General features: G+C 59.5%; 27 protein-coding genes. 15 read left to right on the top strand and 12 right to left on the bottom strand.

Features of this window, described 5'->3' with window-relative positions:
• The first annotated feature begins 97 nt into the window (after positions 1–97).
• The 4 genes from PHV01_RS09290 to PHV01_RS09275 all read left to right on the top strand — a co-directional run bounded on the left by PHV01_RS09290 (position 98) and on the right by PHV01_RS09275 (position 5,150).
• Positions 98–3,037 (top strand): DEAD/DEAH box helicase, encoded by a 2,940-nt coding sequence (locus PHV01_RS09290; protein ID WP_337290878.1) that lies wholly within the window; start codon positions 98–100, stop codon positions 3,035–3,037.
• An 80-nt stretch (positions 3,038–3,117) separates the two neighbouring features.
• Complete coding sequence (locus tag PHV01_RS09285) at positions 3,118–3,741, top strand: methyltransferase domain-containing protein (RefSeq protein WP_337290877.1); 624 nt, start codon at positions 3,118–3,120, stop codon at positions 3,739–3,741.
• A gap of 118 nt (positions 3,742–3,859) precedes the next feature.
• Complete coding sequence (locus PHV01_RS09280) at positions 3,860–4,258, top strand: bifunctional nuclease family protein (RefSeq protein ID WP_337290876.1); 399 nt, start codon at positions 3,860–3,862, stop codon at positions 4,256–4,258.
• Positions 4,227–5,150, top strand: a complete 924-nt coding sequence (locus tag PHV01_RS09275; RefSeq protein ID WP_337290875.1) for a M20/M25/M40 family metallo-hydrolase — start codon at positions 4,227–4,229, stop codon at positions 5,148–5,150. The genes PHV01_RS09280 and PHV01_RS09275 overlap by 32 nt, the downstream gene beginning before the upstream one ends.
• Positions 5,151–5,161: 11 nt before the next feature.
• Here PHV01_RS09275 and PHV01_RS09270 read toward each other — a convergent pair whose 3' ends face one another.
• Positions 5,162–5,395, bottom strand: coding sequence for an Lrp/AsnC ligand binding domain-containing protein (locus PHV01_RS09270; protein ID WP_015744006.1), 234 nt, complete (start codon positions 5,393–5,395; stop codon positions 5,162–5,164).
• A gap of 374 nt (positions 5,396–5,769) precedes the next feature.
• On the opposite strand from PHV01_RS09270, the gene PHV01_RS09265 reads away from it, so the two are divergent.
• The 3 genes from PHV01_RS09265 to PHV01_RS09255 all read left to right on the top strand — a co-directional run bounded on the left by PHV01_RS09265 (position 5,770) and on the right by PHV01_RS09255 (position 7,367).
• A complete protein-coding gene (locus PHV01_RS09265; RefSeq protein ID WP_337290874.1) occupies positions 5,770–6,087 on the top strand; it encodes a hypothetical protein in 318 nt (105 codons plus the stop codon).
• 75 nt (positions 6,088–6,162) lie between these two features.
• Positions 6,163–6,696 carry a hypothetical protein gene (locus PHV01_RS09260; protein WP_337290873.1) on the top strand — a complete coding sequence of 178 codons (534 nt, stop codon included), beginning with the start codon at positions 6,163–6,165 and terminating at the stop codon, positions 6,694–6,696.
• 77 nt (positions 6,697–6,773) lie between these two features.
• Positions 6,774–7,367, top strand: a complete 594-nt coding sequence (locus PHV01_RS09255; RefSeq protein WP_337290872.1) for a hypothetical protein — start codon at positions 6,774–6,776, stop codon at positions 7,365–7,367.
• An 88-nt stretch (positions 7,368–7,455) separates the two neighbouring features.
• On the opposite strand, the gene PHV01_RS09250 is transcribed toward PHV01_RS09255, so the two are convergent.
• Positions 7,456–7,827: an exosortase system-associated protein, TIGR04073 family gene (locus PHV01_RS09250; protein ID WP_337290871.1), complete on the bottom strand. Its 372-nt coding sequence runs from the start codon at positions 7,825–7,827 to the stop codon at positions 7,456–7,458.
• A 243-nt stretch (positions 7,828–8,070) separates the two neighbouring features.
• Entirely contained in the window at positions 8,071–8,592 is a 522-nt protein-coding gene (locus tag PHV01_RS09245) for a glycine zipper domain-containing protein (RefSeq protein ID WP_337290870.1), read from the bottom strand.
• A 159-nt stretch (positions 8,593–8,751) separates the two neighbouring features.
• On the opposite strand from PHV01_RS09245, the gene PHV01_RS09240 reads away from it, so the two are divergent.
• The 8 genes from PHV01_RS09240 to PHV01_RS09205 all read left to right on the top strand — a co-directional run bounded on the left by PHV01_RS09240 (position 8,752) and on the right by PHV01_RS09205 (position 16,481).
• The gene (locus tag PHV01_RS09240) at positions 8,752–9,378 is read left to right on the top strand and encodes a glycine zipper domain-containing protein (RefSeq protein ID WP_337290869.1); all 627 of its coding nucleotides are present in this window, start codon (positions 8,752–8,754) and stop codon (positions 9,376–9,378) included.
• Positions 9,379–9,445: 67 nt separating this feature from the next.
• Positions 9,446–10,621 carry a M20 family metallopeptidase gene (locus tag PHV01_RS09235; RefSeq protein ID WP_337290868.1) on the top strand — a complete coding sequence of 392 codons (1,176 nt, stop codon included), beginning with the start codon at positions 9,446–9,448 and terminating at the stop codon, positions 10,619–10,621.
• A gap of 107 nt (positions 10,622–10,728) precedes the next feature.
• Positions 10,729–11,433: a class I SAM-dependent methyltransferase gene (locus tag PHV01_RS09230; protein ID WP_337290867.1), complete on the top strand. Its 705-nt coding sequence runs from the start codon at positions 10,729–10,731 to the stop codon at positions 11,431–11,433.
• Positions 11,434–11,448: 15 nt separating this feature from the next.
• On the top strand, positions 11,449–12,138 hold the full coding sequence (locus PHV01_RS09225; protein ID WP_337290866.1) for a glycosyltransferase family 2 protein: 690 nt from the start codon (positions 11,449–11,451) through the stop codon (positions 12,136–12,138).
• 59 nt (positions 12,139–12,197) lie between these two features.
• Positions 12,198–13,397: an anhydro-N-acetylmuramic acid kinase gene (locus PHV01_RS09220; protein ID WP_337290865.1), complete on the top strand. Its 1,200-nt coding sequence runs from the start codon at positions 12,198–12,200 to the stop codon at positions 13,395–13,397.
• A complete protein-coding gene (locus tag PHV01_RS09215; protein WP_337290864.1) occupies positions 13,394–14,131 on the top strand; it encodes an SIS domain-containing protein in 738 nt (245 codons plus the stop codon). The genes PHV01_RS09220 and PHV01_RS09215 overlap by 4 nt, the downstream gene beginning before the upstream one ends.
• 40 nt (positions 14,132–14,171) lie before the next feature.
• Positions 14,172–15,752: a D-aminoacylase gene (locus PHV01_RS09210; RefSeq protein ID WP_337290863.1), complete on the top strand. Its 1,581-nt coding sequence runs from the start codon at positions 14,172–14,174 to the stop codon at positions 15,750–15,752.
• 3 nt (positions 15,753–15,755) lie between these two features.
• Positions 15,756–16,481, top strand: a complete 726-nt coding sequence (locus tag PHV01_RS09205; RefSeq protein WP_337290862.1) for a gamma-glutamyl-gamma-aminobutyrate hydrolase family protein — start codon at positions 15,756–15,758, stop codon at positions 16,479–16,481.
• A gap of 32 nt (positions 16,482–16,513) precedes the next feature.
• Here PHV01_RS09205 and PHV01_RS09200 read toward each other — a convergent pair whose 3' ends face one another.
• From PHV01_RS09200 to PHV01_RS09160, 9 genes are all read right to left on the bottom strand, one after another.
• Positions 16,514–17,158, bottom strand: coding sequence for a hypothetical protein (locus PHV01_RS09200; RefSeq protein ID WP_337290861.1), 645 nt, complete (start codon positions 17,156–17,158; stop codon positions 16,514–16,516).
• Positions 17,155–18,237: a beta-N-acetylhexosaminidase gene (nagZ, locus tag PHV01_RS09195; protein WP_337290860.1), complete on the bottom strand. Its 1,083-nt coding sequence runs from the start codon at positions 18,235–18,237 to the stop codon at positions 17,155–17,157. The genes PHV01_RS09200 and nagZ overlap by 4 nt, the downstream gene beginning before the upstream one ends.
• Positions 18,234–19,025 carry a hypothetical protein gene (locus PHV01_RS09190; RefSeq protein ID WP_337290859.1) on the bottom strand — a complete coding sequence of 264 codons (792 nt, stop codon included), beginning with the start codon at positions 19,023–19,025 and terminating at the stop codon, positions 18,234–18,236. Before PHV01_RS09190 ends, nagZ begins: the two co-directional genes overlap by 4 nt.
• A 41-nt stretch (positions 19,026–19,066) precedes the next feature.
• Positions 19,067–19,774, bottom strand: coding sequence for a class I SAM-dependent methyltransferase (locus tag PHV01_RS09185; protein ID WP_337290858.1), 708 nt, complete (start codon positions 19,772–19,774; stop codon positions 19,067–19,069).
• On the bottom strand, positions 19,758–20,114 hold the full coding sequence (locus PHV01_RS09180) for a c-type cytochrome (protein WP_337290857.1): 357 nt from the start codon (positions 20,112–20,114) through the stop codon (positions 19,758–19,760). The genes PHV01_RS09185 and PHV01_RS09180 overlap by 17 nt, the downstream gene beginning before the upstream one ends.
• 324 nt (positions 20,115–20,438) lie before the next feature.
• The gene (locus tag PHV01_RS09175) at positions 20,439–20,825 is read right to left on the bottom strand and encodes a hypothetical protein (RefSeq protein ID WP_337290856.1); all 387 of its coding nucleotides are present in this window, start codon (positions 20,823–20,825) and stop codon (positions 20,439–20,441) included.
• Positions 20,826–21,004: 179 nt separating this feature from the next.
• Positions 21,005–21,742: a DNA repair protein RadC gene (gene radC / locus PHV01_RS09170; protein ID WP_337290855.1), complete on the bottom strand. Its 738-nt coding sequence runs from the start codon at positions 21,740–21,742 to the stop codon at positions 21,005–21,007.
• 71 nt (positions 21,743–21,813) lie between these two features.
• Complete coding sequence (locus PHV01_RS09165) at positions 21,814–23,049, bottom strand: divalent metal cation transporter (protein ID WP_337290854.1); 1,236 nt, start codon at positions 23,047–23,049, stop codon at positions 21,814–21,816.
• Positions 23,050–23,073: 24 nt separating this feature from the next.
• Positions 23,074–23,181 carry a hypothetical protein gene (locus PHV01_RS09160; protein WP_337290902.1) on the bottom strand — a complete coding sequence of 36 codons (108 nt, stop codon included), beginning with the start codon at positions 23,179–23,181 and terminating at the stop codon, positions 23,074–23,076.
• Positions 23,182–23,184 lie beyond the last annotated feature (3 nt).

Genomic DNA, 23,184 nt, shown 5'->3' with positions numbered 1-23,184 from the left:
GACACGCTTTCCCATGCCGTGATAGATAACTAGAGTATATGTGGCCACGAGAAATGGCAGACGGCACCAGGATTTTGATCCAAGGCGCCTGAGGACAATGCAGGCTGCAAAGGCGCGTCCAGCAGGGCGATTTCCCTTGCCTCCACCTATCCTGGAGGTCGATCGGTTCGTGGATGAACTGCGCCGCGGGTACTCGTCTCGCGGGCAGGTTGTCCATCTCAAGCATATCCCACCGAAACCACCCATCTATGCGAATCTGTCCGATCCCCTGCCAGGGCCGCTCGGCGACACGCTCCGGAGCATCGGGGTCGACCATCTCTATACGCATCAGTGCGCGGCCATCGAGGCGGCCCGCGCCGGCAAGCATCCCCTAGTCGTCACCTCCACCGCATCCGGGAAGAGCCTGACCTATCTCCTGCCGATCCTCGAACACCTTCTGACTGATCGTTCGGCCCGCGCCCTGCTGCTGTTCCCGATCAAGGCGCTGGAACAGGATCAACTGAAGACGCTGCAGTCCCTGCTTCCCTGGGGGCAGGATATCCGCGCCGCCATTGTGGACGGGGACACGCCTGCATCCCGGCGGGCAAAGCTCCGGGAGGATCCACCACAGCTCCTGCTCAGCAACCCTGATCTCCTCCATCTCTCCCTGCTCCCGTACCATGACCAGTGGCGGGAGTTCTGGCGCAACCTCCGCTATGTGGTCCTCGATGAACTGCACACCTATCGCGGGGTATTCGGCTCGCATATCGCCCACGTCCTGCGGCGTCTGCGGCGGGTGGCGGCAGCATACGGAGCGCAGCCGCAATTTATCGCCTGCTCGGCGACGATCAGTAATCCCCTCGACCTGTCGGAACAACTGACCGGTCTCACCTTTCACCTGATCGATGGCGACGGGGCCCCACAGCGGGGCAAGCGCTTCCTCCTGATCAATCCGATCGCCAGCCCGTATACTGAGGCGACCGACCTGCTGCTCCGCTGCCTCCGGAAAGGGCTGAAGACCATCGTCTTTGCCAAGGCTCGGAAGATCACCGAGCTGATCGCCATGTGGACACGGCAAGCCGATCCGACGCTTGGCAGTAAGCTTGCTGCCTATCGAGCAGGCTTTACGGCTGACGAACGCCGGACGATCGAGCGAGGGCTGTTCGCCGAACAACTGGCAGGAGTCGTGACCACCTCGGCCTTGGAGCTTGGGATCGATGTGGGCGGACTGGATGCCTGCCTCCTCGTCGGCTATCCCGGCAGCATCACCAGCACCTGGCAGCGGGGTGGTCGAGTGGGTCGCGGCCGGCGTGAGGCCCTGATCATCCTGATTGCGGTTCCTGACGCCCTCGACCAGTACTTTTTCCGCCACCCCGACGACTTCTTCAATCGACCCTACGAAGCGGCCATCGTCGATCCCGGCAACCGTCAGATTCTGGCAGCGCATCTCGTGGCCGCTGCGTCAGAGGTGCCGTTGCGATCCGACGATGCGTTCTATGCCGCTGAAAAGGACCTTATCCAGTCGCTCCACGACCAGGGGAGGTTGCTCCTGTCGGCGGATGGAACCGAGTGGTACGCCCGCGAGCGCCACCCTCAGCGTCGAATCAACATCCGCTCCACGGGAGAGGCCTGTACGATTCTTGACCAGACCGGTCGGGTCATCGGCACCATTGACGGGATCCGGGCCATACACGAGTGCCATCCTGGGGCCATCTATCTGCACCAGGGGCAGCAGTACGAGTCTCTGAGCCTGGACCTGATTCAGCACAAAGTCCACGTCAAACCGGTCGCCGCTGATTACTACACCGCGCCACTTGCCGAGAAGGATACGGAGATCCTGGAAATCCTACAGTCTGCGGACCACCAGGGGATCCCCTATCACCTGGGTCGCCTGAAAGTCACCGAGCGAGTGCTTGGCTATGAGCGCAGGCGTATCTTCGGTCAGGATAAGATCGGATCGTATCAATTGGATCTGCCGCCCTTAACCTTTGAGACCATTGGCCTCTGGTTTGAGGTGCCTGATGGACTGAAGGTCACCGTTGAGACGGCGGGATTTCACTTCATGGGGAGCATTCATGCGGTGGAACACGCCATGATCGGCCTCTTTCCGCTCTACGCCCTCTGTGACCGCTCGGACATCGGCGGGATCTCGTACCCCATCCATCCGCAGGTGGCTCGCGCGGCCATTTTCATTTATGACGGCTACCCCGGAGGGATCGGGCTCACCGAGCGGGGTTTCCAGGTTCTGCCGGAGCTGTTCCTCAAGACACGACAGCTTCTGGAGGAGTGCCCGTGCGATTGCGGCTGTCCCTCGTGCGTCCACTCACCGAAATGCGGCTCGGGCAACAAGCCCCTCGATAAGCAGGGCGCACACTTGACCCTTCAGGGCCTGCTCGGGGAGGCGCCTTGGGCCGATGCCACGCAGCCCATCGGTCGCCCCTCGACAGCCACATCAGAGCCCTTGATGAAGCAGGAATCAGAGATCGCCGCTACGGAGTCCCACGCGATCGTCTTTGACCTTGAGACGCAGCGGAGCGCCGAGGATGTTGGCGGGTGGGAACACCGGCATCGGATGGGTCTGGCCGTTGGCGTCACCTACGACCTTGATCGCGCCGAATTCCGCGTCTACACCGAACAGCAGGTTGATGCCCTCATCAGCGAGTTGATCCACGCGCGCCTGATCGTCGGGTTCAATCTTAGACGGTTCGACTTCGATGTCCTGCGAGCCTATGCCAATGTCGACTGGAACGCCCTACCTACCCTGGACATCCTCGAGTGCGTCCACCAGAGGCTAGGATTCCGGTTGAAGCTGGACCATCTGGCCCAGGAGACCCTAGGGGAACGAAAGTCGGCAGATGGCCTGCAGAGCCTGGCCTGGTTTAAGGCGGGAGAGATCGATCGAGTCATTGAATACTGTAAACAGGACGTGCTCCTGACAAAGCGACTCTACGACTTCGGTCGGCAGCACGGGTATCTGTTGTACCGTGATCTGCAAGGGCGGGCAGTCCGACTGCCGGTGGCCTTTGATGAAAACTTGTTTGCGCGACAGTCCAGGTAGAGTATAATGCATTACTTTTGTGATGCGTGCTATGTTGTCGGGAGGGATAGTGACCCGCAACAGGATCATCGGAGGGTTGAATGGTCGCCTTAGACTATAAGCAGATCACGCGAGCTTACGCCATCTTGTCCCCCATGTACGACCTCCTGTTCGAAAAGATCTTTCACCCGGGTCGGGTCGCGGCGGTGCAGCTTCTTGGGATCAAGCCGAACGACCTGGTACTCGAAGTGGGGATCGGCACTGGATTGAACCTCCCGCTCTACCCACCAGACTGTCACCTCGTCGGGATCGACCTCTCCAGGCAAATGTTGAGCAAGGCCAGGGAGAAGGTGCAGGAATATGGTATGGACAACGTGACCATTAAGGAGATGGACGCATCGAAGCTGGAGTTCCCCGACGCGCACTTCGACCATGTGGTCGCCACGTACGTGATCAGCGCAGTCCCAGAACCTGTTCAGGTTCTCCGAGAGATCAAACGAGTGTGTAAGAAGAAAGGGCACATCGTGATCTTGAATCACTTCAAAAGTGAGAACCCCGTGGTCGGCACCTTCGAGGAGTTGGTGGCCCCCCTGTGTACCCGGCTCGGGTTCAAAACCGACCTGAAGCTCATGCCCGTCCTGAAGGAGGCGCAGCTTACTCCCGAGCAGTTGCATCGTGTGAACCTCCTGAATGGCTGGCGCCTCGTTCGCTGCCTGAATGAATAATCAGCAATGTTATTTCGCGCGACGTCGGATGAGTATGCTCGCCGCTCTTTTAGGCGGTTTGCTTCTCCTTCCCAAGACTGCTGCCGCACGAGCCGATGAGTCCAAGGACTTATACGAAATGGAGGTGCTGGGCGTAGCCGCCACTCAAGGAGGCGATCAGCCTGCCGTACTCCTTCGCGGCAAAGGGGAGAAGCGCGAACTCACGCTCTTCGTCGGACCTCTTGAGGCCCAAAGCATCGCCGTTCCTCTGCAGCGGATCAAACCCCCTCGCCCCTTGACCCACGACCTGACCCTTTCCCTCCTCGCGACCTTTCACTCTCACCTGCGGCGGATCATTATCAGCGACTTTCGAGAAAATACCTATTATGCCACCATCTACCTCGAGGCCGATGGCAAAGAGATTACGGTCGACAGCCGACCCAGTGATGCTATCGCCCTCGCGCTGCGGGCCGGCGTCCCGATCTACGCCAACGCCAAGGCGCTGAATGGCGCAAAGTCCAACCAATTACCCCAGTGATGCTTTCGGCGCGGTGAAGCGCATCGATCCTCTACTCTGTCAGATCGCCGGAGCGGTCTCCGAAGGCGGGGCGCGGCGACACCTCGAACGGCTTGTTGGACCACGGGACCCTTTTAACGGGTATGCCGGCATGGAGGCTGCTGCGGACTCCATCGCAGAGGCCCTCACGGGGTTCGGCCTGCATCTCGTGGAAGAGCGATTCAGGTGCGAGGGCCGCTGGTACCGGAATCTGGTCGCTTCACACCCGGGATCGCTCCGCAATGGACAGGTGCTGGTGGTCGCCCACTACGATACGGTGCCGAATAGTCCTGGGGCCGACGATAACGCAAGCGGGGTGGCCGGACTGCTCGAGGTGGCCGGAGCCTTGGCCTGCCACCGGTTCATGCATGACCTAGTCTTTGTCGCTTTTCCCCTCGAAGAGTATGGAAACCCTGGCAGCCTTTACTTTGTTGAGCAGGCCAAGGCCTGCGGCGTCACGATTGCGGGCGTCTTTGACCTGGAGATGATCGGCTACACCGCCGCAACCCAGACTGCGCCCCCAGGGGTCAAGGCGCCTGTAGCGGGGGATTTCATCGGCGTGGTGGGGAATCGACGATCGGAGGGGCTTGTTTCCCTCTTTAAAGAAACGGCGACACTGGTCGTTCCCTCGCTGCCCGTTCAGGCTTTAGTCGTGGAAGGGAATGGAGAGAACCGGCCACTCGTGCGCCAGAGCGATCATGCGCCATTCTGGGATGCCGGTTATCCGGCTGCGATGATCACTGATACCGCCTTCCTGCGTAACCCACACTATCACCTGCCTACAGACACCCTCGACACCCTGAATCTTTCCTTCCTCCAACAGGTGACTGCCGCAACTGCAGCATCGGCTGCTTTGCTGGCCGGCCTCGCCTGAGACCAGAACTACTACACAGGTTCGACGACCAAGCTCGTGGTAGTCCGCGTTACCGCCGGCAGCGCCTGAACATGATTCACCGTATCCCACAGAGTACTAAGATCCGGGGCCTCGATAAAGGCCACGACATCGATGTTGCCGGTAACAATGTGTGCAAACTTCACCATTTGTAGTTCCCCGATCGTGTCTGCCACCTCTTGCTCCCTGGCCTTGCTCGTCCTGATGAAGACATAGGCGTGAACCATCGATCACCCTCCAATCAGATATGCCTGTACCATTGATTTTCCCTCCCGGCAGCGAACACCTTACCCGTAACGCGAAACGTGGAACTCTCTTTTAGCGGAAGACTCTTGCAGCAAGTTCGACTATTACTTTAGACCAGTAAACGCGAAGCCTCACAGGAGCATCAAAAAGACTAGAAAGAGTACGCAGAGTTTGCCACATCACGAATAGTGTCGGTATCGCATAAATGGTGAGGCTTCTTTGGGCATTGATCTCATAGCGCAGCGCGTCCTCACGTGGCAATACAGTGAATCTGCGATCTTTTGAATTCCAAGATGACGCATGTTACCATAAAAGCGGTAATACGTAGTTTAGAATATGAGAGGAGGTGGATGAGATGAAAGTTGCAAAGAAGAGCTTGGCTGCACTGATGATCGGAGCCCTACTCATGACCGGTCTTCTCCTCTTTACGGCGGACTCTGCATCGGCGAGGACACATTTCTCCTTTGGTTTGAATTTGGCGGTTCCCCTGGCACCGTATCCCATGTATGGATACCCCTATCCACCGCCCCCAGCTTATTATCCGCACGCGCCGGCTCCATACTACGGGGCCTACCCTCCTTGCGCGCGGGTCTGGGTCCCCGGGTACTATGATAGCTACGGCAACTGGGTCTTTGGGTACTATCGGTACGATTGTGGATATTACGGTTATTAGGACGAGCAGCCTGCCGACCCTCTTGCAAGGTGTCACGTGGCAGCCAAATCGTCACGTCGTAACGAGGAGACCACGGTGAAACGAGTTATTGCTCTTGTCGCATTGGCGATTGCCCTTTCGGGATGTGCCAGCCTTGCGGTTCGTCCCTGCGATTCGGTCGGGACTCGCGACTCGAAGTATGCGGCGCGATTCTTCCTAGGAATTATCACCCTCGGCATCTCCGAAGCGGGCATCCAGAATGAGCAGTTAATCGAAGCCAGGGAGGGGTGGCGCTTCTGTCCGCCACCGGTACCGGTTGCCTGGCAGGGCCCGCCACCGGCCATGGGTCCACCCAGAACGCCGGGGACGCTGGTTAACGCCACCACATGGACCGTTAACGTGTATCTGGATGTTGAGCCGGCCATTGCTGGAATTCCACCAATTCTGACTCTTCGACCAGGCGAGTCACGCCAACTCGGGCTAATTGCCGGGCCCCACCGAATCGTAGCCAAGCCGACAACGGAGATCGCTACAGGGGCGGCACCCGCCAAACGGTACGAGCGGCAGATCCAGATTGACCAGAGAGATCGAAGCTTTCGCCTTCAGATTTCCGAAGGGGACTTCAAATAGGTGTCGTTCTATCCAGCAAAAAGCAGGCAGGAGCTTCATACATATCGAGATGGCCCAGCGTTGGTAGGGGAAGGATCATGAAGCAAAGTAGAGTGATTCTGGCGATCATCGCAAGTATCCTTATGCTCCTACTGTTCGTTGCGATCCCTGTCAGCTTCGCCCAGGCGGGCGGCAGAGGTGGCGGGGATGGAGGTATAGGCGGCGCAGGCGGCGCCAGCAGCTTCGGGGGTGGGGGCATGATCGGGGGGAGCCGGAGCGGTAACCCGATGGGGGGAGGAGCAAGAGGTGGTTTTACCCGCGGTGGAGATCACCCTTACTTTCATGGCCAAGGCGCGCATCCCCGCTTTCACCATGATCATTTCTTCTTTGGGTTTGGCGCAAGCACCTTTGTCCCGGCTTGGTGGTGGTACGACCCTTACTACTATTATGGGGGTGTACCCCCCTACTATCCCTACTACGGCTATCCGTATTCCGACTATTACGGCTACCCCTACTATTGGTCGGATCCATGCCTCTCACCAGATCCGGCCTATGCGCCATACTGTCCACCGACGGCAGGGAGTCCCCCTCAAGGAGGCTACAGCGCACCGCCTGTAGACTACCCGTCACCAGCGCCACCGGTCCAGCCCGAGAGCAGCTACGAGTCGCAGCCTCCAATGCCTCCTCAGTAGCCGGCACCTCCGGTCAACGACCAGTCTCCTTAGGCAACGTCTCTAGCTTCGATCATGACTGTCGGGAGCCCTCTGGTCGATTCACCCCTCAATCGGCAAGATCGGTCTTCCCGGCTTCGAACGGATACGAAGGCTTGTAAATCGGACGATACCCTGCCGGAATCGGGAACGGGAAGGTTACCACCTCGTAGACCCCGACCAGACTTCGCGCCAGCCCCCAGCTCAATCCCTCCAAGACCCCGACCGTCAGCCCGTATAGCGGTCCATCCTCAACCGTATCGTAGTAGACTGTTTTCGGAATCTCGACCACCACGCCAAGTCCAGCATTTGTCAACCCGCGAATCGCCTTCTGAGATGCCGCCGCTGGCCCAGCCCACTCCTCCGCAAATGCCACTGTCATTTGGCCACTTGCCAAGGCCACCGACGTGAACCCCACCATCATCAGCCATCTCACCCTCATATTCCTTCCTCCGTTTCAGAGATTACGTTCCAAGCGTATCTTACAGCAGTCCCTTCTTTGTCAGGCAAGACTCATCAGTCGGCTGATGATGAAGAGCAAGAAAAGGGTCACGCCCACCCTCTCCCCAAGCTTTGAGAACATAGGCAAGGTCGCGAGAAAATCGTACAGGTTGGACTGCAAGCAAGACCGAGATTGATCAGTGCCTCGGGTTGATGGCTAATGTTGGGCTCCAGAGGCGCGAATCTAAGGCAAGGCTGGAGCGGAAGGCTCCAGGTCTCGTCTGAGAAGCACCGTGGTTTGTGGTGGAACCACGATGTGACTCGTCACGCTGAACCCTCTCCAATGTAACTCCACGAGGTGGAAACCCGCAACAACCGGTACTACGCCTGGACCACGGAGCTCTTTGGCCAGCCCAACCCGCCTGCCATCAACGAAGATCTCAGCGTCCTCTGGCGTCACCTCGATCTGCAGAGTGCCGCTGGGTGGCGGGTATGGCGGCGTCGCATAGGCATATCTCGAAGCAGACGCCCTGTCTGCCTGCTCGCTCTGGATCGCGTCACCTGTCAGTGCGCCGGTAACCGCCCCTACCGCTGCGCCGATGGCCGCACCCCTCCCCGGCGCACCAGCAATTCCGCCAAGAATGGCACCTGTGGCGGCACCGACCGCGGCACCGGTCACCGTCCCGCTCTCCCGAGGGCTCGGAGGCGTGGCACACCCTGCAAGCACCAGCAGGAAGATCGCGCTTACTGTTACGAGGTATTTCATTGTCTCTCACCTTTTGAGTAATATATAGCAGAACCTCAACAGTCGCAACCATAGGTACCGCGTTACTCGTAGTGCTTCGATTGACGCGCTCATGAACGGCTGCTAAGATGACCTCAAGGAGGGGGATCACCTTCACACTGAAAGGAGGAGATGATGCAGATGGCGCTTTCTCTCAGACAAGGAATCGCTTGGCTGCTGTGTCTGTTCCTGGTCGTAGGAGGCACGGGCTGTGCGGCTATTGAGGAGCAGGTGAAGACACATCCCGAGACGGCCATTGGCGCCGGCATCGGGACTGCTGCCGGCATGTTGACCGGAGGGTTGATTTTCGGCAACGCCGCCGGGACGCTGTTAGGCGGTCTCGTGGGAGGCCTCACAGGTGGCGTCATTGGTAATGTCGTAGAGGCGCGAGCTCAAGATCGAGCTGCAACAGCAGAGCGGTACCACTACAACTCAGCGCAGGGAACCGTGCTTCGGATCGAAGCCGTCGAGGCTCATCCTGCCAAGATCCACCCTGGCGAAACGATCAACCTCAATATGAGATTTGCCGTGCTCGCTCGGAACGCTCAGCAAACCATTCAAGTCTCAGAGCGCCGGCAGATCTTCTTTAATAATTCGGTGGTTGGCGACTCAACCTTGCAAGTGCAGCGAATGGAGGGGACCTGGACCAGCAGTCAGCCGCTCACCCTCCCCACAAACGCGGCGAGTGGAAGCTATCGGGTGGTCATGAGCGTGACGGCTGGTGGCACGAAAGCAACCCAACAGACCACCTTCACCATTGTCCGGTAAACGGCTATGCGTGTCTGATGCGTGGGGTGGCTCAGTTCACCCCATCGACGAGACGCGCTCCGGCTAAATGAAGATACACATTAAAAACGAGATCGTGACGACGGTCGATCAGCTGTCGAACGAACTGATCACTACCAGCCATTTTCTCCACCAACATCCGGAGTTGGCTTACGAGGAGCGGGAGTCGGTGCAACACCTGACCTCACTTCTCAGGGCGCATGGTTTTGAGATAATCGAGGGTATTGGCGGCCTACCGACCGCCTTTGTCGCCTCGGCAGGTGTCGATCACCCATCAGCAACTATCGCCTTTCTTGCTGAATACGATGCGCTGCCCTCGCTCGGCCATGCCTGTGGCCACAACCTGATCGCTACCAGTTCGATCGGCGCCGCCTTAGCCTTACAGCCGTCTCTGGCTGCGCTCGAAGGGCGAGTGCTTGTGATCGGCTGCCCCGCCGAGGAAAAGGGCGGGGGCAAGATTGCTCTGGTGAAGGCCGGTCTATTCGCCAACATCGATGCAGCGCTTCTAGTTCACCCGAGCAACCGAACTGAGCTCTTTAAGGACGCCCTGGCTATGCTTCCGCTCCGAATTGAATTCTTCGGCAAGGCCAGCCATGCGGCAGCGGCCCCCCATCTCGGCATTAATGCGCTCGATGCGGTAGTCCTCGCCTTTACGAACCTCAATGCGCTTCGTCAACAGCTCCGGCCAGACGCCAGGATCCACGGGATCATCACCGACGGCGGTCGGGCACCCAACATCATCCCGGACTATGCCGCCGCCCGGTTTTGCATTCGAGCGCTGGATCTTGACTACCTACACGACCTGCGCCGTCGCGTGGTCGCCTGCTTCGAGGCCGCCGCCCAGGCCACGGGAGCAACAGTGGCGATTCAGGAGGAAGGTGAGGAGTACCACCCGATGAAATGCAATCGAACGCTAGGCGCACTCTTTCAGGCAAACCTAGAGACATTGGGTGAGCAAGTGGAGCAAACACCAGAGGATCAAGAGCTTGGTTCTACCGATGTGGGCAATGTGAGTCAAGTGGTCCCAACGCTCCACCCAACCATCGCCCTGACTGACCGACTTGACGTGGTTTGCCACTCCGCCGCTTTCGCTGAGGCGGCCGGTGGGCCGGCCGGTGACCGTGCAACGCTCCTTGCAACTAAGGCGCTCGCCATGACGGCGGTAGATCTGTTCACCGACCCGGCCCGCTTGCGGCAGGTCCGAGAAGAGTTTCAACACGCTTGAGCATGCCGCGCCCTCACCTTCCTACTGGTTTCCTACCGGTGCGGGAGTCGCTGAGTGGCCTCTCGGATTGCCACGATCTGACACCCAGAGCACCGAGGAAGAGGAATATGTCGGACTATCTAAGCGGCGAATTAGAGCCTATGGCCCTGGCTCACAACTACTATCGATGGATCATGCGGGAATTTCGGCCGCACCTTGGGAACGTGGTCTGCGAACTCGGCGCGGGCATTGGGACCTTCTCCTCCTTGCTCCTGGAGGAAGACATCCATCGGCTTATCTTGGTAGAGCCTGCACATAATTTGTTAGCGTGTCTGCGCGATCGATTCACAGCGAAGGGATGGGTCCAAGTAGTCGACGGGGAGGTTGAGGCGTACGTCGATCGTCTGCGCGAGGGCCGGGTAGACACCATCATCGGTGTGAATGTCCTGGAACACCTCAAGGATGATGGTCGAACCCTTACCACCATCGGGAAGGTTCTCCCGCCAGGTGGAAAATTACTGCTCTTCGTCCCCGCGCTCCCTTGGTTATTCGGATCGCTGGACGAGGCCTTCGGCCACTGCCGACGCTATCGGAAGACCGAGCTTCAGACAAAGGTTACAGAGGCAGGATTCCAGATCCTTGAACTGAAGTTCATGAACTTCCCGGGCATCGTGTCATGGTTCGTCGCAGGCCGCATCCTGAGGTCGCGGACCATCTCGCCGCGGATGGTACGGTGCTACGATCGTTGGATTATCCCCATCGTCAAGGCGATCGAGAGCCGTGTCACGCCACCGCTGGGACAGAGCCTCATATTGCTCGCTCAACTAACCTGACACGTATTGGGTGTGATGAAGCTCTCTGTAATCATTCCAATCTATAACGAACGGGATACCGTGGAACTGCTCCTCAAGCGGGTGGAAGCAGTCCCCTACGAGAAGGAGATCCTCCTTGTCGATGACGCCTCGACTGACGGGACACGCGAGATTCTGGAACGACTCGCACGGGACCACCGGGACCAGGTGCGCCTCCTCTTCCACGCGCAGAACCGTGGCAAGGGGGCGACGATTCGGACCGCGATCGAACACGTGACCGGCGACATCGTCATCATCCAGGATGCCGACCTGGAGTACGACCCGCAGGATTACCCGAAGCTACTGGAGCCGATCTTAGACGGCCACGCCGATGTCGTCTTCGGCAACCGGTTCCATGGCGGCCCCCATCGTGTCCTCTACTTCTGGCATTTTCAGGGAAATCGGCTCCTCACCACCTTCTGTAACATGCTGACCAATCTCAATCTGAGTGATATGGAGGTCGGATACAAGGTCTTTAGGGTCGAAGTACTCCAGCGGCTGCGGCTCAGATCGAACCGGTTCGGCATCGAGCCAGAGCTGACCGTAAAGGTAGCCAAGTTAGGGTGTCGCATCTACGAGGTGCCGATCGCCTATCACGGCCGGACCTATGCCGAGGGGAAAAAGATTGGATGGAAGGATGGCGTCGCTGCGCTCTATTACATTCCCCGCTTCCGGCTGTTCGATTGATACAAGAGCTGCCGACCCGCGCCCCTTACCCTCCTCTGGCCGTCTCAAGGACGCGGTCGGTGGACTGTGAAACCGCGCCCATGAAGGTCATCGGGCTCATGTCTGGGACATCGGCAGATGGAATCGATGCCGCCCTTCTGGAGATCGGCTCAAACAAGGGGCTCCCGAAGCTCCGACTTCTGCACTTCGCGGTATTTCCTTTTCCCAACGGGCTCCGGGAACAGATTTTGCGAGTGGCAGACGCTGGATCTGGCGCGACCTCTGAGATCTGTCGTTTGAATGTCTTGCTTGGTGAGCTCTTCGCAACAGTGGCGATCTCGGTGGCCCGGCATGCCGGCGTCCCCTTGCGTGATGTGGCGCTCATCGGTTCACACGGGCAGACCATCGCCCATCTCCCCGGCCCCACAGTTGAGCACAGCGTGTCGATTCGCTCCACGCTGCAGATCGGAGAGCCATCGGTTATTGCCGAGCGAACCGGTATCACGACTGTGGCCGACTTCCGCCCCCGCGACCTGGCGGCGGGAGGCGAGGGCGCGCCGCTTACCCCCTACCTGCATACGTTGCTCTTCCGTCATCCCCACCGAAGCCGAATCGTCTTGAACCTGGGTGGGATCGCCAACCTGACCTTCCTGCCGAAGGGCCACGGCCTGCGCGGTGTGTTAGCGTTTGACACGGGACCTGGTAATGTCCTAATCGATGGCCTTGTGGCACGATTGACCGGCGGGGCGATGGGTGCTGACTTGGATGGTCAAATCGCCGCCTCTGGAGAGGTAGATCCTCGTCTCCTGCGCTGGCTCATGGCTCACCCCTACTTCCGTCGCACGCCTCCCAAAAGCACGGGACGGGAAGAGTTTGGCCCCTCGCTGATCGAGGCGTTGCTCCGACGCGCCGCAGCCCGTAACGTGACAGAGGAGAACCTTGTGGCAACCGTCACCGCCTTTACGGCCCAATCGGTAACGCTCCACGTCCGACGCGACCTCCCACGCAGTGCTGCTTCGGCAGAGCTGATCTCCTGCGGTGGTGGGGCAGATAATCCCATGCTGATTAAACGGCTTCAGGAGGCGCTGCCTGAGTGCCGCCTCCTCACCGCCGATGAGGCGGGCTTTCCAGGGCGGGCCATTGAGGCTTCAGCCTTTGCCCTGCTGGCCTACCTCACGGCCCACGGACTCCCAGGCAATCTGCCCCGCATCACCGGGGCGACTCATAGCGCGATCCTGGGCAAGATCGTTCCGGGACGGGCATTTCAAGGACTACGATGAACAATCCAGCATACTACGAAGCCGTAGTTCGATTGCTTAGCGAGATCCAGCACAGCCAGGCGGAGGCGATCGACAAAGCTGCCGATCTAATCTTCTCATCTCTCGTAGCCGATGGTGTCCTGCACATCTTTGGAAGTGGTCACTCCCATTCGGTGGCCGAAGAGGCGTTCCATCGCGCTGGCGGGCTGGTTCCCGTCAATACGATGACCGAGCCGTTCCTAAGCCCGCTTACGTCCCCAAAAAAGAGCGGACGATTGGAACGACTCAGCGGCCTCGCTGCGATTCTTCTCGACTACCACGAGCCGCGGCCCAACGAGGTCCTTATCATCATCTCCAACGCCGGGATTAACCCGGTCCCGATCGAGTTGGCACTGGAGGCGAAGAAGCGAGAACTCACAGTGATCGCGATCACGTCGCTGCGTCACGCCCAGGCCGTGGCCTCACGCCATCCGAGTGGCAAGCGTCTCTTCGAGGTGGCGGACCTCGTAATCAACAACTTCGGCGAGGCCGGCGATGGCGCCCTTACCTTCCCCCGCCTTACAGCAAAGGTGGGACCGACATCACTTGTAGCAGGGGCCTTTATCGTCAACTCGATCATCTGCGGCGTGGTGGAGCGGTTTATCGCGAAGGGGCTTATCCCACCCATCTATCTCAGCGCCAACCTCCCAGGAGGCGATGAGCATAATCGTCAACTGGAAGCGAAGTATAAAGGGCGGATTAAACTATTAAGTTGAGAACGCATCTTCCCTGATCGCTGAAAGCTACTGGATAACGATGTATGACCTGGTAATTCGAGGCGCTGACCTCATCGACGGGACCGGAAGTCCCGCGCGGCGGGCTGACCTCGCCGTAGCCGGCGACCGAATCGCAGAGATCGGGCGAATTTCCCCATCCTCCGGGTATCGGGTGATCGAGGCCGCCGGCCTTACGCTTTCTCCTGGCTTCGTAGATATTCACTCGCACTCCGATTACCATCTCCTGCTTCAGCCGACGGCTGACAGCGCCGTGCGACAGGGGGTGACGCTTGAGATCGGGGGCAATTGCGGATACGCGGCCGCCCCGATATGGGGATCCTGGCTCGAAGAGCGGACAGCCACCTACCGTGACCTTTATGGCCTCGACCATGCCTGGCAGGGAGTGACAGGCTACTTCACGCGACTGGAGGCCACGGGGATCTCCGAGAACTTCGGTCTCCTGATCGGCCACAACACCCTGCGCGGCTCGGCCATGGGAGGCGCCAACCGCCCGCCCTCATCGCAGGAGCTGAGGGCAATGGTTGAAGGAGCGCGACAAGGGATGGCCGAGGGCGCGCTTGGTTTGTCCACAGGTCTGGTGTACGCGCCCGCCTGCTTCTCCAGGCCTGAGGAGCTCACGGCGATTGCGATCGCGGTGCGGGAGGCTGGTGGCGTGCTGACCTGCCACATGCGGAGCGAAGGCGATGGGCTGCTTGAGGCAATCGAGGAGATTGTCGGAGTGGCGGAAAAGGCGGAAATCCCCCTTCAGATCTCCCACCTGAAGACCTCTGGCGAGCGCAACTGGCCGAAGCTTCACGAGGCGCTACAGCGTATTGAAGAGGCGCGAGCGCGAGGCCTTGACGTCTCCTGCGACCGGTACCCCTACACCGCCTCCAACACCGGGCTGCAAGCGGTCCTGCCGGATTGGGCCTTGGAAGGCGGGCAACGGGAGCGAACCGAACGGCTGCGTAACCCGGCAGCGCGCGTCCGGATTATGCAGGAACTGACCACGCACTACCCGCCTGATTACTGGTCCCGACTGATGATCTCCGAGGTGACGCGCGAGGAGAACCGCTGCTATGAGGGGCTGCGGGTGTCTGAAGCGGCAGTACGAGCCGCAACCTCCTCGATCGACTTCGTTCTGGACCTCCTGATCGCCGAACAGATGCAGGTCGATGCCATCTTCTTTACCATGTGTGAGGAGAACCTGGATACGATTCTACAACAGCCATATGCGATGATCGGGTCAGACTCCGGGTGTCGCGGCCACGAGGGTCCGCTTAGTCACGGTCGGCCTCATCCGAGAACCTTCGGGACCTTCCCGCGGGTCCTGGGCCACTTTGTGCGGGAGCGGCAGGTGCTCGACCTGCCAACCGCCATCAGGAAGATGACCTGGGATCCATGCCGCAAGCTTGGTCTGCTGGACCGGGGGCGTGTACAGTCCGGCTGCATGGCCGACTTGGTCCTCTTCGACGCAGCGATCGTATCCGATAGGGCGACCTATGAGGCGCCGATCCGGTACCCCATCGGCATCCATCATGTCTTCGTCAACGGGGTTCCGGTAGTTGAGGCCGGCGAGCATACCGACGCCAGACCTGGCCGCGTCGTGCGAAGGATCTGACCAATGCGGCCAAGAATCGGAATCACAAGTTGGCATTACCGGGATGACGACGAGCGCTGGGAGGCGGTGCTGGAGGGCTATCCGCGTGCCGTCCTCGAGGCCGGCGGCCTACCGCTGATTCTGCCGATCCCCCATGCGGCGCCTGACCTGATCGAAGGGTACCTAGAGGCAATAGACGGGCTGATCCTGACCGGAGGGGCCGACATCCACCCCTCCCTGTATGGGCAGACCGTCCTTGAACGGTGCGGTGAGATCGACGAAGAGCGAGATCGCTTCGAAGTGGCACTGGTTCATGCTGCCCGCAGCCACGACCTGCCGCTCTTAGGGATCTGCCGCGGGCTCCAGGTCGTCAACGTGGCCATGGGCGGCAGTCTCTATCAGGACCTCTCCTACCGGCAAGAGACCGACCCCACCCACCAGAGCTCTCGGGAGCAGCGCGGGGAGTCGGCGCACGCGGTGACGATTATGGAAGGCTCTCGCCTCATCGAGATTCTCGGCGTTCGAGAGTTGGACGTAACCAGCACCCACCACCAAATCATCCGCGATCTGGCACCCAATCTCACGATCAACGCCGCCGCTCCTGACGGGGTTATCGAGGGGATTGAAGGCCCGGGGCGCTTTCTCCTCGCCGTCCACTGGCATCCCGAGCGGATGGTGGCCCGCTACCCCGAGCAACTCGCGCTCTTTCGAGCTCTCGTTGAGGCAGCCGAGAAATCCCATCGCCACTAATGGCCTCGCACCGGGCGTAGCAGGCAGCGCCCCTACTGCCGTCGCACGCATTCCCCCTTCACCACGGCAATAAGATCATCAAATGGCGGGGTGACATCTCGACGCGGCTCGTGCCAGCTCCGTCCCTGTTCTTCCTGCTTTTCTCGCAACGCAATCCATGTCGCGCACGTTCGACCGCTATAGAGCCAGAGTCGCAGGCCGATACGCTCTGCATCGATCTCCTGGGAAAGGGTATAGTCACCGTTCCTCGTCATTCCCTCCACGATCCCTGTCAGCAAAAGACCTCCAGGCACCACAGCGATGGTAACAAGTTCTGCGGCCTGGCGACTGTCTGAGACATCCGTTTCCCTGACGGGATGGGTCAATAGGTCGTGACCTATACTGTGGGCGATAAGCTGGGCTAACTCCTCATCGGACATATTACGAGCCGCCGGCTGACTGATGTAAATGATGCCTGGAGCGATATTCCATCCTGAAGCTCGATCGTCACCCACGATATAGAACGCGAACGATCTCCCGACAAACTTGAATGGGAGCGACTCCAGCAGCGTGTGAGCGCTTCGCTCTACGCGGATCTTCTCATCGGCAGCAGAAAGAACTTGTAGACCGGCGCCAGCACTGCATGCCGTGAAGACCAACATGCAGAGAGGTCCGACCGCCCGGCCGAGACGCTTCATGATCCCTTGGAGTCCCTACCGACGGTCTCGGCCAAGCGCCGGTGGGCCTCGCAACCAACAACTGCGCGAATCTCCTCGGCGGAAGCTGCCGCCTTACGCCGAAGATACTGCGCCTTGGCATCGGCGATTCGAGTGTACGAAGCTCGCACTCGCGCCTCGGACAACCGCCCGGCCGCGATCGCCTCAGCCACAGCTCGGACCGCCTGTCGTTGCACTGTCTCATCCTGGCAAATCAGCATGAGATCGCCTCCGGCCTCAAGAAACCGAACGGCCGCCTCACCGGGAGGGGTGTTGTCTGCGATCCCCTGCATTAAGAGGTCGTCGCTAATGATCAGGTTGCGAAAGCCCAATTGCTCGCGCAGTAGATCGGTCAGGATCGGTCGCGATAGCGTGGCCGGCTGTTCCGGGTCCAGGGCAGGCAGCAGGAGATGAGCCGTCATCAGCGCCGGGATACCTGCTCTGATCGCGGCTGCGAATGGGGCAAGTTCTACTGCCGAGAGGCGGCCCACGTCGTGCGGGACGACTGGTAGCGCCAGGTGCGAATCAACGAGCGTATCGCCGTGGCCAGGGAAGTGCTTGCCTACCGCAAGCACACCCTTCGACGCGAGCCCACGGTAACAGGCGATCCCATGCTGAGCTACCATGTGCGCGTCCGAACCATAGCATCGGCCCGCCATAACCGGGTTGGCCGGATTGCTCAGGACATCAAGCACTGGCGCCATATTCATGTTGATCCCGACCGCCATCAGCTCGCCGGCTATCGCATGAGCCGTGGCGTAGGTCAGCTCAGTCGAGCCGACCGTCCCATACACTGATGCGGCCGGCCACTGGGTGAAGGGAGGCTGCAGGCGAGCCACCTTGCCACCCTCCTGGTCAATCGCGAAAAAGAGCGAGGTCGGCGAGGCCACTTGTAATGCGTTCGTGAGCGCCGCGATCTCTTCCGGGCTGCCAAGGTTCCGCCCAAACAGGATTAAGCCGCCAGGGGTAAGGTCTCGCACGAAGGTCTCAAGGACCTCGGATGGCTCGTGACCCTCAAACCCAAGGATGAAGAGCTGGCCGATCGCCTCCCGTAAGATCATCGCGCTGTCGACTCCTTCTCAATGAAAGCATGCCAGTACGCTTCCAGGTCCTCGGGTCGCACCTCTGGCCACGTACTCATCTGTCTGAAAAATCCATCGGGGTCTGTACGCACTTGGTCAAAGAGCTTGCTTGTCGCCTCAACGATCATATTCACCCGCCGATCGATCAATGAGGTGATGAGCGGTGACAGAAGTTTCGTCATGACGTGGAAGAACGGATGATCGATTCGCAAGTAGAAGTCCGGACTGCTCTCCATAGAGGCCCGGCCCCCTTCCCGTACTTCGCGATACCGCAGGATCAGAACCATCCGACCGGTAAAATGGAGGAGATTCGCAAGGGATCGGAACTCTCCCTGGAATCGGTAGATGCGCTGATCACCCATCGCGGCGATCAATCTTGCTTCGCCTCGCAGGGCACCACGGTCTTCGACAGTGTAGACACCTTCCCCGATCTGCGTCACGGTGTATCGTTCGAGGGGTGGGTGCAGACGCCTGGCCAGTTGCGTCGAGAATGGCGGATGAGTCACCAGAAACTCGTAGGTTCGACGATCCCCTGCAAATCGTATCGGCGGAATTTGCCGCCGTACGGTCGGCTGCGCGATGATCTCCAGCGTCTGGGGGTCGTCAATGGTTAAACCGGGCTGGAGAGCGGGCGTTAGCTCGGTCGCTGAAGCCAAGGGGGTAGACAGACCGCCGAAGTGTGCGGTCCGTGGTGCGACAAGGACACTGATAAGGAAGCCCAGAATAAACAGCCACAGCGAGCGAAGATGCAATGGCTGTATAGGCACGCTTCTGGGGGCCGGAAGAGCTATCCAAGCACGCATCATCCTTATCGTGGCTCTGGCGCTTTCCGCATGAGGACGTGAAAGAAGCCATTCAGCCCCTCGCGCTCCTCCTCGATGGCGAGAATCTCGTACTGATGACCGAAGATTCCGGCAAAGTCATGCTTGACGAAGAAGCGGTCATAGTGGTTACGGTGGACCAACCAGTTGCGAGTCCGCCGCTCGCCAGGATAGTGCTTGAACTTGGTGCTGAAGACCGTGAGGTGGAAGTATCCGCCCGGCCTCACAAGGCCCAGCACGCGGTCGAGGTAGAGCGGCCAGTCAGCCTTCTTGAGGTGATGGAATACCCCGCTGTCCACCAGCGCGTCAAAACTACCTGGCTTCAAGGGCGGTACGAGGGCATCGCCCAGTAAGAGCCTGATCCGTGGAGTGAGACATTTCTCACCTGCCCGCTGCGAGACCGTCCTCAGGGGCGCGGCCAGATAGTCAAGGCCGACAGTAAAGAGTCCGGCTTTAGCAAAGAGAAGCGTATGTCGTCCCTCGCCACAACCCAGGTCGAGGACCCGACCACCCCCCTTGCGTCGCTTCAGCAGATGCGCCAAGCGGCTGACAGCCGGCGTTGGTTCAGTGGAAGGCCAAGGCGTCGGCCCGCCAGACTCGTAGACCTGCGTAAAGAAGCCCCGTTGCCGCTGGTAGAGACCCGTGCTGGTATCGCACACTTCGCGCCTCGCACCGACCTCAATGTCGATGGCCACCCTCGGTCAAGCTCTTCATGTAGGCGACGAGATCGATGAGTTGCTGGACCGTCATAGTCTCGTTGTAGCTGGGCATCTTTGATTTACCATCGGCACCGAGATACCCTTTTTGTTCATCCTTGTGGTGCTTGATCCGCCAGGCTACGGAGGCATTCGGGTCGATCATTGTCTCGAGGAAATACTCCGCCGGATGCATCGCCCCCATCCCTGAGAGGGCGGGTCCGACATCCCCCTGCTCGGCCTTGGGCGCCGGAAAATTCTCACCGACAACTTCATGGCACTTGAAGCATTCAAAGTCTGCAAAGACCTGCCGTCCCGCATGATGATCTCCGGCCGGCATGGTAAACCGCCATCTTGGAGGTACTGCGAGACGAGGCTGTTGTTTTACCGGGCCACTCTGTTGCTTTATCTGCGGCGGCGGTGCCACCATCGGGTGATGGTGATGTTCACTGCTCTGCGGAGGCTCAGCACTCCACCCGTTCAGAACCCAGAAAGCGAGAAGAGCACACGTCAGAACAGCTCCCGCTATCGACACCCCGCCTCTAAGAACAGAGCGTCCATCGGATTTCGCACCTGGCGCTTTGCGCCTCACCTCTCTCCTCATTACCCGCATTGTCTCGCTCCTTCCCATTCGCGAATATACCTCCTTGTTACGAGGATCTCTTTACGAGACAAAGACCCATACCGTGCCCTTCCATCGCTCGATCGAACGCTCAACTGTGAGCTTGAGCCCTACCCGATAGGGCGGCTCAATCGACTTGCCCCCTGATGCTACCGGCTTACCGTCTTTGGCGAGGGCAACGACCGTCATCCGAAGCGTACCATTAGGCTCAATGATCGTGGGCAGCGTTGACGGTTGGTCCTGACCGGTCTTCACCCCAATTGGGTACGACATACTCTCTGCCGTGATGAATGTCCCCTCTGTCCAGATCACCCGAATAGCAGAGGTGGTCGGATTGGAGAGGGTGAGCGTGACCTCGGCTGACCCAGCGTTGGCTTGATCGACCTTAAACGGCGCAGGGCCCATGCCCTGGGCAGACTGAACCGTCACCTCATGTTTAAGCGGAGACAGCCTGATCGGAGACTTTATTGATCTGATCTCGGGAGGGACGAACTGGCGGATAAGCTGACACCCTGACAACAACAACAGGGCTAGCAGTCCTGAAACGCTCACTACCCTTGACAAGCCTCTGACGCCCAAACGCTCCACCTCCTCCCCTGCCCCGCTTCTCACCGCGTCCGACGTCCGTCAAAGGCCGCACCATACTGCTCAATCAACCCTTCGTCGGCAAAGCTGTAATAGCGTCCATCACCGATAATCACGTGATCCAGCACACCGATCTTGAGCAGCCGCCCCATGACGACCAACTCCTCGGTAAGCGACTTGTCAGTCGGGCTGGGGCGAGGATTGCCCGAGGGATGGTTGTGCGCCACGATCAGGGCAGCCGCCTGGTGTCGGTTGGCCAAGTTCACCAGATTTCGGAGGTAGACCGGGCTTTCCGTCAGTGATCCCTCCGAGGCAGTGACGCTCTCCAACACCTCGTTATTGCCGTTGAGCAGAAGCACTTTGAACACCTCTTTGGTCAGGCCCTGCATCTGCGGTCGAAGCCATTCATGCACCTCTTTCGAGGAACTCACGGACCCGAGAACCTTCTTTTCCTCAGCCATCAGTCGACGGCCAAGTTCTAGAGCGGCCTTGAGCTGGGCGATCTTCGCCAAACCCAGCCCTTTGGCCTCTTGCAGCTCCTCCACACCCTTGCGATCCAGCTCGCGCAAACCCCCTGTTTTTTCCAGCAGGCTCCTGGCCAGCTCGACGGCGCTCTGGCCGCCGGTCCCGGTCCGAAGCAGGATGGCGATCAACTCCGCCGTGGTCAGCGCGCCCGACCCATGTGCAAGCAGTCGCTCGCGTGGTCGCTCCTCCACCGGCCATGCCTTGATCGCTGACGTATATCGCTGTTTCGGCCCCATCCTCACTCCACCCTGCTCTTTTTACCCTTGCACACAGAAACCTGTCAAGCAAAAGCCCTCGCCCCGTCGAATCAAATAATCGAGGTTACCAATAGCAAAAGTGTCAGCACCACCATCAGGGCGGCGGTTCCCCAGGCGATCAGGTTGAATGTCGGTGAGTTGACGCGAATGCCCATGATCGCCCGGTCGTTGATCAGTAAGAGCATAAAGATCAGGACAAACGGAAGCAGGATGCCGTTTAAGGTCTGAGAAAGGTACATGATGGTGATGAGCGGCGCCTTCGGCCAGAGGATCAGCAGCGCGCTGGCCCCCACCATGCTGAGGTAGATGCTGAAGAACCCTGGCGCCTCGCGAAAGGTTCGATTGATACCCGTGTCCCAACCCAGCCCCTCGCACACTGCATAGGCTGTCGACAAGGGAATGACCGCCGCCGCCGCGATCGAAGAGTTAAACAGGCCGAAGCCGAAAAGGAATGCGGCGAATCGGCCGGCGAAGGGCTCGATCGCCATCGCCGCCTGTTCGGCCGTCTCGACCCGGATGCCGTGCCGAAAGAGCGTCGCGCCACAGGCCACGATGATGAAGAACATCATGACACCCGCAATGACGCTGCCGAGGTAGGCGTCGGCTCTGGCATAGGAGAATTCGCGCGTACTGATCCCTTTGTCCACGACCGAAGACTGCAAGTAGAAGAGCATCCACGGGGCGATGGTCGTCCCCACGACGGTGATGAGCATCGTCAGGTATGCACTGTCCATGTGGAAATTGGGGCGCACGGTCTCGTGCAGGACCTCCAACCACGACGGTCTCGCCAAGAAGGCCGAGACGGCATAGACAAGATAGAGGGCGCTGGAGACGAGGAAGGCTTTCTCGACGAACCGGTAGGTCCCTTTCACAACCAGCCAACTGAGTAAGAGGGCGCTGGCGGGCACGGAAAAGTACCGGCTCACACCGTAGATCTCGGTGCTGGCCGCGACCCCGGCGAAATTCGCCACGGTATTGGCGAGATTGGCCAAGGCCAGTACGCTTAGGGCGACCAGGGTCACCCGGACTCCCAGCCGTTCTCGAATGAGATCGGCCAAGCCTTTGCCGGCGAAGATCCCCATCCGGGCGTTCATCTCCTGGATCACCGCCAGGCTGATGACAATCAGAGGGATCGTCCAGAGCAGGCCGAAGCCGTAGCGAGCGCCGGCCAGGGAGTAGGTGGCGATCCCTCCGGCGTCCTGATCGACGCTGGCGGTGATGATCCCCGGGCCCATGATGGCCAAAAATCGGAGGATCCGCCGCTTCTTGATCCGCGAAAGCCGCATCGAGTGTCCTGGGTGGTGAAACGGCTAGATGAACTTTTTCGCTGCCCGCTGTTTCCATATCATCGGGAGGAGCAGGTTCAGGACGTCATCGACGGTGATGATCCCTCGCAACTCCCCCCCCTCATCTACCACCGG

This window comes from Candidatus Methylomirabilis sp. (assembly GCF_028716865.1).
GTDB lineage: Bacteria > Methylomirabilota > Methylomirabilia > Methylomirabilales > Methylomirabilaceae > Methylomirabilis.
Note: the sequence above shows the minus strand (reverse complement) of the source record. Positions and strands in the feature narration are given on the sequence as shown.

Excerpts from the sequence above, each read along its gene's own strand:
- PHV01_RS09290 (WP_337290878.1), top strand. The coding sequence starts at position 98 with ATGCAGGCTGCAAAGGCGCGTCCAGCAGGGCGATTTCCCTTGCCTCCA.
- PHV01_RS09285 (WP_337290877.1), top strand. The coding sequence starts at position 3,118 with ATGGTCGCCTTAGACTATAAGCAGATCACGCGAGCTTACGCCATCTTG.
- PHV01_RS09280 (WP_337290876.1), top strand. The coding sequence starts at position 3,860 with ATGGAGGTGCTGGGCGTAGCCGCCACTCAAGGAGGCGATCAGCCTGCC.
- PHV01_RS09275 (WP_337290875.1), top strand. The coding sequence starts at position 4,227 with ATGGCGCAAAGTCCAACCAATTACCCCAGTGATGCTTTCGGCGCGGTG.
- PHV01_RS09270 (WP_015744006.1), bottom strand. The coding sequence starts at position 5,395 with ATGGTTCACGCCTATGTCTTCATCAGGACGAGCAAGGCCAGGGAGCAA.
- PHV01_RS09265 (WP_337290874.1), top strand. The coding sequence starts at position 5,770 with ATGAAAGTTGCAAAGAAGAGCTTGGCTGCACTGATGATCGGAGCCCTA.
- PHV01_RS09255 (WP_337290872.1), top strand. The coding sequence starts at position 6,774 with ATGAAGCAAAGTAGAGTGATTCTGGCGATCATCGCAAGTATCCTTATG.
- PHV01_RS09250 (WP_337290871.1), bottom strand. The coding sequence starts at position 7,827 with ATGAGGGTGAGATGGCTGATGATGGTGGGGTTCACGTCGGTGGCCTTG.
- PHV01_RS09245 (WP_337290870.1), bottom strand. The coding sequence starts at position 8,592 with ATGAAATACCTCGTAACAGTAAGCGCGATCTTCCTGCTGGTGCTTGCA.
- PHV01_RS09240 (WP_337290869.1), top strand. The coding sequence starts at position 8,752 with ATGGCGCTTTCTCTCAGACAAGGAATCGCTTGGCTGCTGTGTCTGTTC.
- PHV01_RS09235 (WP_337290868.1), top strand. The coding sequence starts at position 9,446 with ATGAAGATACACATTAAAAACGAGATCGTGACGACGGTCGATCAGCTG.
- PHV01_RS09230 (WP_337290867.1), top strand. The coding sequence starts at position 10,729 with ATGTCGGACTATCTAAGCGGCGAATTAGAGCCTATGGCCCTGGCTCAC.
- PHV01_RS09225 (WP_337290866.1), top strand. The coding sequence starts at position 11,449 with ATGAAGCTCTCTGTAATCATTCCAATCTATAACGAACGGGATACCGTG.
- PHV01_RS09215 (WP_337290864.1), top strand. The coding sequence starts at position 13,394 with ATGAACAATCCAGCATACTACGAAGCCGTAGTTCGATTGCTTAGCGAG.
- PHV01_RS09210 (WP_337290863.1), top strand. The coding sequence starts at position 14,172 with ATGTATGACCTGGTAATTCGAGGCGCTGACCTCATCGACGGGACCGGA.
- PHV01_RS09205 (WP_337290862.1), top strand. The coding sequence starts at position 15,756 with ATGCGGCCAAGAATCGGAATCACAAGTTGGCATTACCGGGATGACGAC.
- PHV01_RS09200 (WP_337290861.1), bottom strand. The coding sequence starts at position 17,158 with ATGAAGCGTCTCGGCCGGGCGGTCGGACCTCTCTGCATGTTGGTCTTC.
- nagZ (WP_337290860.1), bottom strand. The coding sequence starts at position 18,237 with ATGATCTTACGGGAGGCGATCGGCCAGCTCTTCATCCTTGGGTTTGAG.
- PHV01_RS09180 (WP_337290857.1), bottom strand. The coding sequence starts at position 20,114 with ATGCCGGCCGGAGATCATCATGCGGGACGGCAGGTCTTTGCAGACTTT.
- radC (WP_337290855.1), bottom strand. The coding sequence starts at position 21,742 with ATGGGGCCGAAACAGCGATATACGTCAGCGATCAAGGCATGGCCGGTG.
- PHV01_RS09165 (WP_337290854.1), bottom strand. The coding sequence starts at position 23,049 with ATGCGGCTTTCGCGGATCAAGAAGCGGCGGATCCTCCGATTTTTGGCC.